The sequence below is a fragment of the Monoglobus pectinilyticus genome, assembly GCF_002874775.1.
GTDB classification, from domain to species: Bacteria; Bacillota; Clostridia; order Monoglobales; family Monoglobaceae; genus Monoglobus; species Monoglobus pectinilyticus.
This window is the reverse complement of sequence record NZ_CP020991.1, coordinates 2,269,571-2,282,914: the sequence shown is the minus strand read 5'-3', so window position 1 is coordinate 2,282,914 and position 13,344 is coordinate 2,269,571. Positions and strand designations below refer to the sequence as shown.

The following is a 13,344-nucleotide window of genomic DNA, read 5'->3' as shown; positions in this document are numbered from 1 at the left end:
TATGAGAACTGCGGTATATCCAGGCAGTTTTGACCCTTGCACAAACGGACATATGGACGTTATAAAAAGAGCTTCAAAACTCTTTGACAAAGTAGTTGTTGCCGTACTCGTCAACAATTCAAAAAATCCTTTGTTTTCAGTTGAAAAACGGGTCGAAATGTTAAAACTTGTTACCGGTGACTTAGAAAATGTTGAAATAACATCGTTTTCCGGTCTGCTGGTAGATTTTATGAAGAAAATTGATTCACAGATAATTATTAAGGGAATTAGAGCGGTATCCGACTTTGAATATGAATTTCAAATGGCGCTTACAAATCAAACCTTATATGAAGAGCTTGAGACTTTATTTCTGCACTCAAGTAAAGAATATATGTTTTTAAGTTCCAGTATCGTAAAGGAAATCGCAAAGTATGGCGGATGTCTTAACGGTCTCGTTCCGGACAACTTAATCCCTATTATAAAAAGCCGTTTCGAAAATTCAAAATACTAGACCGGCTTAATATTTCAAGGAGGTATTTTATATGGATGCATTAGAATTGTTGGATGAATTGGAGGATATAATCGACAAAGGCGCTTCAGTGCCGTTTTCCGGACGCTGTATTCTTGATAAAGATGAACTTTTAGACGTTCTTCAAGAGATTAAGCTAAAGCTTCCCGATGATTTAAAACAAGCTAAATGGATTAAAGAAGAAAGACAAAGAATTTTGCAGGAAGCTCAAACTGAGGCTGATAATTTAATTAAAAGTGCTGAAGATAAGATTATTGCCATGGTCAACGAGAACGAGATTACAAAAAAAGCTATCGTTCAAGGCAATCAGATTATTGAAAACGCTCGTTCAAATGCACAGCAAGTTACTGATTCTTCCTTTAATTACGCAGACAATCTTCTTGAAACTGTTGAAAAAGTCGTTATGTCTTCTATGAAAGATTTAGAACAATGTGTTAATATTGTGAGAAATAATAGAAACGAAATGAGAAACAGCGGAAATATTGTTCCAAGCGCACCTGCTCAGGTTGACAACACCAACCAAACAATAGAATAAACTGATTTTTATTTATGTATATATTGGTTTCTGTGGCTGCCGCTAATGCGGCAGTCTTTTTTTATATTACAAAAACCAACACGGTTTAATTTATACTACATAAGGCAAAGTGCATGGAAGGACTTTGTCTTTAGCCAGCATCTGCATTTTAATAATACATTCAGTTAGTGTAGCAAACCTATTTTCAGCAACAGAGCAATCTAAAATATCATTATCCTTATTTCTCATTATTGCTTTAATTCCATAATGGCGAAACTTATCATGTCCTATAGTCAGCAAATATTCTATACTAACCAATTCATGTTCCCTCAGTTCTATTTCATAACAACACCTGAGAAATCCCTCAAATACACATTCTACGCATTCAGCGGAGCCTTCAAGCCTGACTTCTCTTTTGATAATTCCAAAAGTCCCGTCGCTGTTTTTATGCCCATGTTTCGCACCGCTCTCCATCAATAATCCCACCTCCTAATAAAGTTTTAACTCTGATTTCATATATATATTACTTTTCAAATTGATATGTTATCATTTCAATATCCAAAAAGCAAATTTTAAAATGTAATATATAAGAAACTATGGGATTACTGGAAATACGTTAATCATTATATCCTAACCAAAAATCTTTTAATACTTTTGTAACATTGACATTCATGTTAAGTTAATTTTTAATGGTTTACCATAAAATAAAAACAATAAATGGTTTATATCAAACGTTTGTCACATTTCTGAAATATTATTTAAAACAAGCAAAAATACTTTAAATAACTGACAACTTATAACAATAATAAATCACATTAAATTTAAATTTTAAATCTTAAGTCAAAAACTTAAATTAAATATAAAATATTATTATAAAGTAATATGCTTTTATTAAGAAGTATTTTAAATTATTTTTTAGCTTTTGGATCAAAAATTAATGCAACTAAAAACCCAAAGAATATTGCGGCCGCTATACCTCCGGCTGCTGCCGCAGTTCCTCCCGTAATTACTCCAATAAGACCATTCGCGTCAACCGCTTTCATAACGCCTTTGGCCAAAACATTGCCAAATCCAACAAGCGGCACACTTGCCCCTGCTCCAGCAAAATCCACAAGTTTGTCATATATCCCAATTCCACCGAGAATTGTTCCTATAACAACATACAGTACCAAAATCCTTGCCGGAGTCATATTTGTCTTATCTATTAAAATCTGTGCTACAACGCATATGAGTCCGCCTACCCAAAACGCATTAATATAATCCATTTTTTCCGCCTCCTGGTGTTGTTGAAAGTGAAATCGCATGCGCAATTCCCGGAACTGATTCTCCCTGCAGAGACGACGTCGGGCTTAACAATGCGCCTGTTCCCAATATAAGGACATCATTTAACTCACCCTTTTTCATCATTTCAAAAACATATCCGCAAAGAGTAACGGCAACACATCCACATCCGCTGCCTCCGGCATGAACATCCTGAGTTTCAAAATCATATATCATACAGCCGGTGTCATTATAATTTTGTTCCATATCAAATCCGCCGGCTGTCATCATATCTATAACTATCTCTCTTCCTACTTTTCCTAAATCTCCTGTTAAAATTAAATCATAATTTTTAGGTGATCTCTTTGTATCTCTAAAATGCGCTTTTAATGTATCTATTGCCGCCGGAGCCATCGCGCCTCCCATATTATTGGGGTCTGTCACTCCAAAGTCAATAACCTTTCCTGTTGTTATATGGGTAATATAAGGCGGAAACTGTCTTTTTTCAAGAACCGCAGCTCCCGCTCCGGTCACAGTCCACTGTGCTGTTGGGGTACGCTGTCCGCCATACTCAAGAGGAGTTCTATATTGTCTTTCAGCTGTACAAAAGTGGCTTGACGCTACTGCTATGGTTCTGTCAAATCCTCCTCCGTCAATACTTATAGCGCCTAAACTCAATCCCTCTATCATGGTTGAACATGCTCCGTACAAGCCATAATATGGTATTTCAAGTTCTCTCGCACTAAAGCCCGAGCTTATACACTGGTTAAGCAAATCCCCTGCAAATGCACAATCTATATTTCCGGGTTCCATTCCGGCTTTTCTTATTGCCAGTTTTGCAGCTTCCCTCTGCATTTTACTTTCTGATTTTTCCCATGTTTCTTCATTCCACTCTGCATCATTCAAATGAACATCAAAATATGGAGCCAACGGCCCCTCGCTCTCCTTGGTTCCCACAACTGTGGCTGTATTTACTATAGATACCGGAGCTTCAAGTGCTATTGTCTGCTTTCCTAAACGAACGGCCATAAATTTAACCTCCTATCAAAATCTTATAAAGATAATATATTATTCCGACAACAATTGAACTTGTTATACCATAAACAAGCACCGGTCCGGCTACAACAAACATCTTGGCTGACATACCTGTAACAAGACCTTCTCGTTTAAACTCCATAGCCGGTGAAGCTATGGAATTTGCAAAACCTGTTATCGGAACGATAGTACCTGCCCCTGCATATTTTGCTATTTTAGGATATATATCAAGTCCTGTCAGCAAAGCTCCCAAAAACACCATAGTTATACTGACTGCCGTCTTTGAATTTTCAATATCCATGTGAAAAACATTTTTGTATAAATCTCCAAAGGCTTGTCCTATTACACATATCAGACCCCCAAATAAAAATGCCAGCAGCATATTTTTGAGCATTGGACTTTTGGGCGATGTTCTGTTTACATAGTCAAGATATTCCTGATTTTTATTTTTTTGAGATCCGGCCATAAAAATTCTCTCCTTTTCCATTTTATTCTGTCTGGAATTATTATGACCTAAAATATCTGATGATATACAAATTTTACATATCATCCTGTTAATTTATCACGCATTTTCATCAGAACCTTTTTTTCAATTCTCGAAACCTGAACCTGCGAGATACCTAAAATAGCTGCAATTTCTGACTGTGTCTTCTGCCTAAAATATCTCATATATATTATCATTCTCTCTCTTTCATCCATTCCTTTAAACGCCTGACTAAGCAATATTCGGTTCTCTATTTTTTGTTCATAATCCTCGTCAGACGGAAGTTTTTCTATCAAAGACCGCCCCTCAGATTTTCCGTCGTCAGTCTGAGCATACAAAGATTCCGGGGACCTTGCGGCCTCCATTGCTGTTGACAGCTCCTGAGGAGTTATATTCAATTCATTTGCTATTTCTGCCAAAGTGGGCTCTGTCTTCTGTTCCGCCATCATTCTTTCTTTGACAGTGAAAGCCTTGTATGATATGTCCTTATACGCACGGCTTACTTTTATTATACCGTCGTCTCTAATAAACCTTTTAATTTCTCCTATTATCATTGGCACTGCATAAGTAGAAAAAGTTACGCCATAGCTTCTGTCAAACTTATTTACAGCCTTAATAAGCCCGATACAGCCAATCTGAAACAGATCCTCAGCTTCATGGCCTCTGCCTAAAAATCTTTTAACAATGGAGCGAACAAGACCTATATTCTGCTCTATTATTTCCTCCCGCGCACTCTCATCGCCTTCCGAAATCCGTTTCAGCAATTCATCGTTTGCTTCAGAAAATTTAGTCATAAGTATTTTCGGCTCCAATGCGTTTTGTCATTACTACTTTAGTCCCCTCTCCCAAAACAGAGTTTACATCCAAGCTATCCATAAAACTCTGCATAACTGTAAAGCCCATTCCGCTTCTCTCGTCATTCGGAGAGGTAGTATATAGCGGCTGCATTGCTACATCTATATCCTCTATCCCCTTTCCTTTATCCTCTATAACTATCTCAATAGTATACTTGTCATCCTTACAACTTATATTACAATTTATAAATATAACCCCGCTTGCGTCTTTATATCCATGAATTATGGAATTTGTTACAGCCTCAGAAACAGCGGTTTTAATATCGGACAGTTCCTCTATAGTTAAATCAACCTGAGCTGCAAACGCCCCAACTGCCGCTCTGGCAAAAGCTTCATTTGTGGTCTTTGATGGTATTTCCAGTTTCATATAGTTATTCATTTTATTCACTCCTTTTTATCCGCAATTCTTTTCAAAAAGTTTTTTAATACCCGATAGTTCAAGAACTTTGTCAACCTGTGGCTGAGGACGAACAAGCATCATTTTTCCGCCGCGGCTGACCATATTTTTATACCTGCCCATTATCATACCGATTCCTGAACTGTCCATAAATTCTACTCCGCCCAAATCAACTATCAATGAGTTTATATTCCTAATAGCAATCTGTCTGTCAATGTCGTCACGTATCTCGCTTACACAATGCTGGTCAATCTCGCCGTATAGCTTGACCACCAAAGCCCCTCCTATTTGTTCTGTTTCATACCTCATTTAATTTCCTCCTTTATAATCTCATATCATTTATGTCCACATTTATAATTTAATCCTTAATAAACGGCTACCTGATAGAGTTAGACAAAGACTTTATTTCCGCCTTTATTTCCCAAAAGTTTTTTATCCAAAAATATCGACATTAATTTTACCCGAATTAAAACTAATAAAATCTATTGTCAAAAACGCCTTTTACAATAGTAGAAAATATATTGCCTTACACCAATAAAATCATTATCAATCACTGAATAATTAAATCCTGATAATCTATTATCACCAAACAATACGATTGGCAATAAAAACCTATACATATTTTTAACTTTTAAAATATTTCTTTAAAATAAAAAATCCCGGCATATTACGCCGGGACAAAATAAAAAGCGGACTGAATATCCGCAAAATTAATATTCTTTTTTTGTATATATATTTATAAACTCAGTTCTAAGTTTTGAGTAAACTATTTTCTGACCGCTGTATAATCCATAATAACCTGACATCATATAACTTACAGCCGCCACAGTCGCAAACAACACAATACCTCCGGAACCGAATAATTCCACACTCAGCAAAACAGAGGCTATAGGACAGTTTACCACACCGCAGAACATACCAACCATCCCCAGCGCAGCAGAAAAAGCCGGATTAAAATGCAGCAATCCTCCCAGAACGCAGCCAAGCGTCGCTCCAATAAATAATGTCGGAACTATTTCACCGCCTTTGAAACCGCATCCAATAGTGATAGCTGTAAAAATCATTTTTAACAGAAACGCATAAGGCAAAGCCTTTCCTTCTAATACTGCCCGGTCGATGACATTCATTCCGGCTCCGTTATAATCAGTTGTTCCAAGAAAAAATGTTAAAGCAACTATTATAACTCCGCCAACAAAAATCCTCAGATAAGGATTCCTAAGCCACTTCTTAAAAAGCTTATTTGTACCGAAAATTCCAACGCAGAAAATTATGCTTACAACAGCGCAAACTATACCAATAGCAATGGTCTTAAAGAAAGACGCCATAGATAACAATGGTATGTATGGAAGCAAGTATGTCTCAGGTATGATTCCGAACAATAAAGAAACTTTATACGACAGCACAGCCGACAAAAGACACGGTATAAAAGCCGAATAGTGTATTATACCAACGCTTATGACCTCAAGAGCAAAGAAAGTTGCAGTCAGAGGGGTTCCGAAAAGAGCTGAAAACACGCTGCTCATACCGCACATTCTTATAATGTGCATATCATTCTCATTCAGCTTAATCAGCTTACCGGTCATTTCTCCAATACTGCCGCCAAGCTGAAGAGCAGCTCCTTCTCTGCCAACGCTGCCGCCAAATAAATGAGTGACAGTAGTACCTATAAAAATCAGAGGCGCCAAAAGAAACGGAACATCCTCCTCGCTTCTCACTGATTTGATAACATTATTAGTGCCCGAATTTTTATCCATTTTACAAATCCGGTAAAGAAACACTATCAGCAGTCCTCCAAGAGGAAGCAAAAAAATCAGCCAGCTGTTTTTATTTCTCATTTTAGTAACATATACAATGCACATATTAAAGAGGGAACCGACTATACCGCCAAAACCTCCGGTTATAGTAGCAAGAAACATCCACTTTACAAAAGTTTTGACATACTCGTTTGCTGACATAGTTTTCTGTTTTAATTTATCAAACAAAATATAACCGCCGCCAATCAGAAATTTTAAAATAAAAAGCGTCTGACATTGTGTCAAACGCTTTATGGCTGCCTGACCAGGATTCGAACCCGGACAAAATGAGTCAGAGTCATTTGTGCTACCCTTACACAATCAGGCAATATAATGGTGCGAGCAGTGGGACTTGAACCCACACGCCATAAGCACACGCCCCTCAAACGTGCCTGTCTGCCGATTCCAGCATGCTCGCAAAATTGTTGACACGAGGGGAACCAAAGTCAACTCTTGCATTATAATACCTAATTTTATTTTTGTCAAGACTTTTTTTGAAAATTTTTCAAAAAAATTTTTATTTTCATAAAAAACAAAAAATACTGTTGACTCTGACACAGTGTTAGGTATTATACTAAATACGAGCTCAAAAGTACATGTACGAAAGAAGGAAATATAATGTTAAAAATAGGTGACTTCTCAAGGCTGTCAATGGTAAGCATACGTATGCTGCGCTACTATGATGAGCATGGAATACTATCCCCGGCTTATATAGATAAATTTACCGGATACCGTTATTATGAAACCAAACAGCTTTCCGAAATATCTAATGTAAAACTTCTTAGGGATATGGGTATAAGTATATCCGAAATTAAAATTCTTAAACATCTGAACTATTCTCCTGAAGCTATGCTGACCGTTATAAAAGAATGCCAAATAAAAATGCAGGCTGAATATTCAGATATTGAAAAACGGCTTTTAACGCTTGATAAGACTATTAAAAAACTTGAAAGGAATGAGACTATGCCAAAATATAATGTTGAATTAAAGACAGTACCAAAACGCTCAGTGGCAGCATTAAGAGAAACAATACCGGAATATAAAGACGAAGGAGAACTGTGGAAGAAAATCTACTTACTTGCCGCTAAAAATGACATCTGTTTATCAAATGACTGCCCTCCCGTCGCTGTCTATATGGATAATGACCATAAAGATGAAAGCCCGGATATTGAGGTACAGATTGGTGTCAACGGTAAGTTTGATGACTCTGAAATTCTTAAATTTAAGGAAGTCCCCGAAACACTCACAGCCTGCGTAACATTTACAGGCTGGTATGACCAAATATGCGATATTTATAAATCAATAGCTGAATGGATGGAGATAAACGGCTACGATTTTAACGGACACCTGTTTCTTGAATATATCACGTCTCCTTCTGAGATAAATGACAAAGACGGTCTGATTTCTAATTTGTACATACCCGTAAAAAAGATTTAAAAATATAAAGTTTAAACTGGAACACATGAGAATGTTTTGATTTATAAACTAAACATCTATTTTCTAATCACAAAACTTTTAAGATTGTTTTTGTATAATAGTTATATTTTTATAATCAAATATATAATTTATAACATTATAACAAATCATGAAACTGTTTAAAGCTATTTTAACCTCAAAGTTTATCATACTAAGTAATGCCACTATTTTATCTTTAATTTCTATATCAATTTAACCGTCAATTGATTACGAGATACAATAATTAGCACAGCATGTAAGTAAATTATTACATGCTGTGTAATAATTATGATGTGTAATCTTTATAATAATTATATTAAATATCTTTTTCAAAAAGTTTTATAACCAGCTGCGCTCCGCACCTAATACCGACTTCCATATATATTTCCTCAACTACCGAAGCATAAAAAATAATAAAGTCAAAAATCCTGTCTGTTTCTTTTAAATCCGGATATAATTTTTTTGCCTCTTCAACAAAAGAATTCCAGGCTTCTTCTATTCTCTGTTCATAAGAGCCTTTTGTAGGTATTGTAAATTCATCCCCATACATGATAAATGAAGCAATCTGCTGAATATTTACTTTGCTGAAAGGGTCTAAAAAGTAACTCATTATAACTCCCTCCTCTTTTAATTTTTTAATACAAGCCCAATAAAAGGCTTGTTTATTTTGTCAAACCATGTTAAACTATAATAATACAAAAGATTATTATCAACTACGTTTTACTATGTACACAATACACCAAATAATCTTATATTATATAGTTTTTAGATATTTTTATATATGTATAATATTGCATCATCTCTTTCCAAAGCAACGAATGCACACATGTGCTCTTTTCGAACTTATTATATCATGCACATTTATGCTTGTCAATACTTTTTTACAAAATTTGTGAGGTTATTTTATGAATAAACTTTCTAACAGACTTATTAAATTAAAAAAAGATAAAAACCTTTTGCAAAAAGATATTGCAAAAGATGTAAATTTGTCATTAAGAGCATATCAATACTATGAACGTGGTCAACGTGAACCTACGGCAAGTGTGCTGATTGCTTTAGCTGATTATTTTGACGTATCCATTGACTACTTGGTTGGACGTACTGACAATCCCAAATTATATAAATAGATTATATTTTATTTACTTTTATTTACGGAATACTAGTTTGATATGCCCAATCTTTTGAGCAGACAAATTTGTGCATGGGCACTTCTATATATTAATTTATTGAAAGGTTATTTTTTATGTTTAATTTTGGAGAACATTTAAAAGAAATGCGAATATCTTTTAATTATACTCAAAAACAAGTAGCTTCTAATATTGGTATTACAGAACGGAATTATCAACGTTATGAAGCAAATGATCAACGTCCGTCTTTTGATATACTCATTTCCCTAGCTGATTTTTATAATGTATCTCTTGATTATCTCGTGGGACGGACTAAGAATCCAGAAATTAATAAATAAACTATAATTTATTTACAAACGTTAGTTAGATGTGCCTAGCCCGGTTGCGCCCGCCAGACCCGGGCGCGGACACATTTATTTAATACATATTAAGAATGGTGATATTTTAATGAATTAACTTAAGTACAAGATTAAAAGAGTTACGTAAATTAAATAATGTCACACAAAAACAACTTGCTGAATTTATAGGAGCCAGTGAACGAGGCGTTCAAAATTATGAACAAGGATCCCGTAAACCGGCGTATGATATGTTAATAGCAATTGCTGATTATTTTGATGTTTCTATTGATTATCTCGTGGGGCGGACTGACAATCCTAAAATTAATAAATAGATTTTATTTACTTTTATTTAAAAACGTTAGTTTGATATGCCTAGCCCAGTTGCGCCCGCCGGACCCGGGTGCTGACACATTTATATAATTCATATTAAAAATGGTGATATTTTAATGAATAATTTTAATAATAAATTAAGAAATTTGCGAGTTTCAAATGGTATTACTCAAAAGCAGCTTGCCGAACAAATAAATATTCAGCCTAATTCTGTACAACGGTTAAAATACGGAACTGCACAACCCAGTCTAAAAACTATAACAGCTATTGCTGATTATTTTGATGTTTCTATTGATTATCTCGTGGGGCGGACTGACAATCCTGAAATTAATAAATAAATTCTATTTATTTACTTTTATTTACAAACGTTGGTTTGATGTGCCTAGCCCAGTTGCGCCCGCCGGACCCGGGCGCTGACACACTTTCTTCTTTTCAAGAATATTAAATATGAATGTGATTTTAAATCGGATTTTGAGATATTTTATTGATAAAATTATTTTATATACTTATAGTTTTCATTTTACTTTTATAAACATAGATTATAGTAATTTATAATATAAAATAAACATAAATTTTTAATTTATTTTAACATATAAAAAAGTGATTTTACGGGAAACGTTATACAAAAAAGTAAGATTTCTCCAACGAAAGAACGATTATTAAAGCTGAACTGAGAAATGGGCAACGCTCGGAAACGCTATTTATTCTCCTTGAGACCATAAAGCTGCCTCATAACTCCTTGTGCAAGCGGGGCTAAAGCTTGTCTTGTGCATCTTGCCAAACACTTCATACTTTATCTACAGTCTACTTATTTTTCCAAACCATTATTTGTTGCTAATATTTGTTGCTAAATAAACTTTTTTGCTAAATAATTTTTGCTTTTATTCTTAGCTTTTCAAACCATATAGACATTCTATTGTTATTATTCTTATTTATTTTTTATATATTTTTATATTTAATAGATTATTAACAAAGTTACTCCATATTTAATATATAATAAAATAAAAAAATATGTGTCGGCGCCCGGGTCCGGCGGACGCAACCGGGCTAGGCACATCAAACTAACGTTTGTAATTAAAAACAAATAAAGATAATACAATTATATCATTTCAAAAAATTATGACTATTATAGCATTTATACAGCCCAATTTCACAATAATCCCACTGTTTGGAAACACTGTAATTATTGTGAAAAACTTAACATAACGCTTGACATTTCGGGCATGTTAATATAAAATGAATATATAACAATTAAAAAGTATTTGTATATTGAAAAGGAGTTGATTTTAGTGGGTTTGACACTTACAGAAAAAATATTGAGAGACCACATGGTTGAGGGCGAATCTGTCAAAGGGCAGGAAATAGGTATTCGTATCGACCAGACTTTGACCCAGGACGCTACCGGAACTATGGCGTATCTTGAATTTGAAGCTATGGGAGTTCCCAGAGTTAAGACTGAAAAATCAGTTGCATATATTGACCACAACACGCTGCAAAGCGGTTTTGAAAATGCCGACGACCACCGTTTTATCGGCAGTGTTTGTAAAAAGCACGGTATTTATTTTTCTCGTCCCGGAAACGGTATCTGTCACCAGGTACATCTTGAACGTTTCGGAATCCCCGGAAAAACTTTAATTGGTTCCGACAGCCATACGCCTACCGGCGGAGGTCTCGGTATGATAGCTATGGGTGCCGGCGGTATGGATGTTGCCGTTGCTATGGGCGGAGGCACATATTATATTACATACCCTAAAATAGTTAAAGTTGAGCTTACCGGAAAGCTTAACCCCTGGGTTGCCGCAAAAGACGTTATACTTGAAGTTCTTAGAATTTTGTCTGTAAAGGGCGGTGTCGGCAAGGTTATTGAATACTGCGGAGAAGGCGTTAAATCACTTTCAGTTCCGGAAAGAGCTACTATTACAAATATGGGAGCTGAACTCGGAGCTACTACCTCTATTTTCCCGTCTGACGAAATTACACGTGAATTTTTAAGAGCTCAGGACAGGGAAGCCGATTATAAACCTCTCAGCGCTGACGCTGACGCTGAATATGATGAAATTATAGAGATCAATTTGAGCGAACTCGAGCCTATGGCTGCCTGCCCTCACTCACCTGACAACGTTAAAAAGATTTCCGAGCTTGCCGGAATGAAAATTGACCAGGTATGTATTGGTTCATGTACAAATTCATCACTTCTTGATATGCTCAAAGTTGCATATATTTTAGATGGAAAAACTGTTGATCCGGGAGTTTCTCTCTCCATCGCACCAGGTTCAAAACAAGTTCTTAATATGATAGCAGAAAACGGAGCTCTTTCAAAGATGATTGACGCCGGAGCCAGAATACTGGAAAGCGCTTGCGGACCTTGTATCGGTATGGGACAGTCACCTAATTCAGGCGGTATTTCGCTCAGAACATTTAACAGAAACTTTGAGGGAAGAAGCGGAACAAAGGACGGTCAGGTTTACTTGGTATCTCCTGAGGTTGCCGCAGTTTCAGCAATTGCCGGCGTTATGACGGACCCCAGAAGTTTGGGCGATATGCCTGAGTTCAAACTGCCTGAAGTGTTTACTATAAATGACAATATGGTAGTTCCTCCGATTGAGGAAGAAAAAATGGACACAGTTGAAGTTCTTCGCGGACCTAACATCAAACCGTTCCCGGTATCAGAACCGCTTCTCGACGAAATAGACGCAAAATGCAGTTTAAAAGTTGGCGATAATATCACAACAGACCATATTATGCCTGCCGGAGCAAAGATTCTTCCTCTGCGTTCTAATATTCCAAAAATTTCCGAATATTGTTTTGCAGTGTGCGATGAGGAATTTCCAAAACGCGCTTTGGATCTCAAACGCAGCATAATAATCGGCGGAAGCAACTATGGACAGGGCTCTTCAAGAGAGCACGCTGCTCTTGCTCCGCTTTACCTTGGCGTTAAAGCCGTATTGACAAAATCCTTTGCTAGAATTCATATGGCAAACCTAATCAATGCGGGAATCCTGCCAATGACTTTCGCAAACGAAGCTGACTATGACAAAGTTGACCAAATGGACGACTTGTATATCGCAAACGTAAGAGAACAAGTTAAAAACAGTGATATAATAAAAATTACAGACAAAACTAAAGGCTTTGAGTTTGAGGCGAAACTTGACCTTTCAGAGCGTCAGAGAGCTATGCTTCTCGCCGGCGGACTTTTAAATTACACCAAAGAGAATGCTTAACCAAAACTTATAAAGCAGGCAAGACAAT

17 protein-coding genes and 2 tRNA genes are annotated in these 13,344 nt (G+C 36.0%); 8 read left to right on the top strand and 11 right to left on the bottom strand.

From position 1 onward, the window contains the following. The first annotated feature begins 1 nt into the window (after position 1). On the top strand, positions 2-490 hold the full coding sequence (gene coaD / locus B9O19_RS09635) for a pantetheine-phosphate adenylyltransferase (protein WP_102366212.1): 489 nt from the start codon (positions 2-4) through the stop codon (positions 488-490). 31 nt (positions 491-521) lie between these two features. Next, entirely contained in the window at positions 522-1,043 is a 522-nt protein-coding gene (locus B9O19_RS09630) for an ATPase (RefSeq protein ID WP_245862921.1), read from the top strand. A gap of 90 nt (positions 1,044-1,133) precedes the next feature. On the opposite strand, the gene B9O19_RS09625 is transcribed toward B9O19_RS09630, so the two are convergent. From B9O19_RS09625 to B9O19_RS09580, 10 genes are all read right to left on the bottom strand, one after another. Beyond that, on the bottom strand, positions 1,134-1,499 hold the full coding sequence (locus B9O19_RS09625) for a hypothetical protein (RefSeq protein WP_154058656.1): 366 nt from the start codon (positions 1,497-1,499) through the stop codon (positions 1,134-1,136). A gap of 431 nt (positions 1,500-1,930) precedes the next feature. Beyond that, positions 1,931-2,287: a stage V sporulation protein AE gene (gene spoVAE, locus B9O19_RS09620; protein WP_102366210.1), complete on the bottom strand. Its 357-nt coding sequence runs from the start codon at positions 2,285-2,287 to the stop codon at positions 1,931-1,933. Continuing rightward, entirely contained in the window at positions 2,274-3,311 is a 1,038-nt protein-coding gene (gene spoVAD / locus B9O19_RS09615) for a stage V sporulation protein AD (RefSeq protein ID WP_102366209.1), read from the bottom strand. Before spoVAD ends, spoVAE begins: the two co-directional genes overlap by 14 nt. A gap of 4 nt (positions 3,312-3,315) precedes the next feature. Then, positions 3,316-3,783: a stage V sporulation protein AC gene (gene spoVAC / locus B9O19_RS09610; RefSeq protein WP_102366208.1), complete on the bottom strand. Its 468-nt coding sequence runs from the start codon at positions 3,781-3,783 to the stop codon at positions 3,316-3,318. Between the two features lie 80 nt (positions 3,784-3,863). Next, entirely contained in the window at positions 3,864-4,595 is a 732-nt protein-coding gene (locus tag B9O19_RS09605) for a SigB/SigF/SigG family RNA polymerase sigma factor (protein ID WP_102366207.1), read from the bottom strand. Beyond that, positions 4,588-5,034, bottom strand: a complete 447-nt coding sequence (spoIIAB, locus tag B9O19_RS09600) for an anti-sigma F factor (RefSeq protein WP_102366206.1) — start codon at positions 5,032-5,034, stop codon at positions 4,588-4,590. Before spoIIAB ends, B9O19_RS09605 begins: the two co-directional genes overlap by 8 nt. A 15-nt stretch (positions 5,035-5,049) precedes the next feature. Beyond that, the gene (locus B9O19_RS09595; RefSeq protein WP_102366205.1) at positions 5,050-5,361 is read right to left on the bottom strand and encodes an STAS domain-containing protein; all 312 of its coding nucleotides are present in this window, start codon (positions 5,359-5,361) and stop codon (positions 5,050-5,052) included. A gap of 401 nt (positions 5,362-5,762) precedes the next feature. After that, entirely contained in the window at positions 5,763-7,007 is a 1,245-nt protein-coding gene (locus tag B9O19_RS09590; RefSeq protein ID WP_102366659.1) for a chloride channel protein, read from the bottom strand. 92 nt (positions 7,008-7,099) lie between these two features. Next, positions 7,100-7,173 (bottom strand) — tRNA-Gln (locus B9O19_RS09585). A 6-nt stretch (positions 7,174-7,179) separates the two neighbouring features. Then, positions 7,180-7,263 (bottom strand) — tRNA-Leu (locus tag B9O19_RS09580). 200 nt (positions 7,264-7,463) lie between these two features. Here B9O19_RS09580 and B9O19_RS09575 point away from each other — a divergent pair. Further along, a complete protein-coding gene (locus B9O19_RS09575; protein ID WP_102366204.1) occupies positions 7,464-8,282 on the top strand; it encodes a MerR family transcriptional regulator in 819 nt (272 codons plus the stop codon). 334 nt (positions 8,283-8,616) lie between these two features. Here the strand turns inward: B9O19_RS09575 and B9O19_RS09570 are convergent, their stop codons facing one another. Next, positions 8,617-8,910 (bottom strand): hypothetical protein, encoded by a 294-nt coding sequence (locus B9O19_RS09570; protein WP_102366203.1) that lies wholly within the window; start codon positions 8,908-8,910, stop codon positions 8,617-8,619. Between the two features lie 295 nt (positions 8,911-9,205). On the opposite strand from B9O19_RS09570, the gene B9O19_RS09565 reads away from it, so the two are divergent. The 5 genes from B9O19_RS09565 to B9O19_RS09545 all read left to right on the top strand — a co-directional run bounded on the left by B9O19_RS09565 (position 9,206) and on the right by B9O19_RS09545 (position 13,316). Then, positions 9,206-9,427 carry a helix-turn-helix domain-containing protein gene (locus B9O19_RS09565; protein ID WP_102366202.1) on the top strand — a complete coding sequence of 74 codons (222 nt, stop codon included), beginning with the start codon at positions 9,206-9,208 and terminating at the stop codon, positions 9,425-9,427. A 116-nt stretch (positions 9,428-9,543) separates the two neighbouring features. Beyond that, a complete protein-coding gene (locus tag B9O19_RS09560) occupies positions 9,544-9,765 on the top strand; it encodes a helix-turn-helix domain-containing protein (RefSeq protein WP_102366201.1) in 222 nt (73 codons plus the stop codon). A 113-nt stretch (positions 9,766-9,878) separates the two neighbouring features. Next, entirely contained in the window at positions 9,879-10,097 is a 219-nt protein-coding gene (locus B9O19_RS09555) for a helix-turn-helix domain-containing protein (protein WP_102366200.1), read from the top strand. Positions 10,098-10,211: 114 nt separating this feature from the next. Next, positions 10,212-10,433 carry a helix-turn-helix domain-containing protein gene (locus B9O19_RS09550; protein ID WP_102366199.1) on the top strand — a complete coding sequence of 74 codons (222 nt, stop codon included), beginning with the start codon at positions 10,212-10,214 and terminating at the stop codon, positions 10,431-10,433. A 951-nt stretch (positions 10,434-11,384) separates the two neighbouring features. Further along, entirely contained in the window at positions 11,385-13,316 is a 1,932-nt protein-coding gene (locus tag B9O19_RS09545; protein ID WP_102366198.1) for an aconitate hydratase, read from the top strand. Positions 13,317-13,344: the final 28 nt, after the last annotated feature.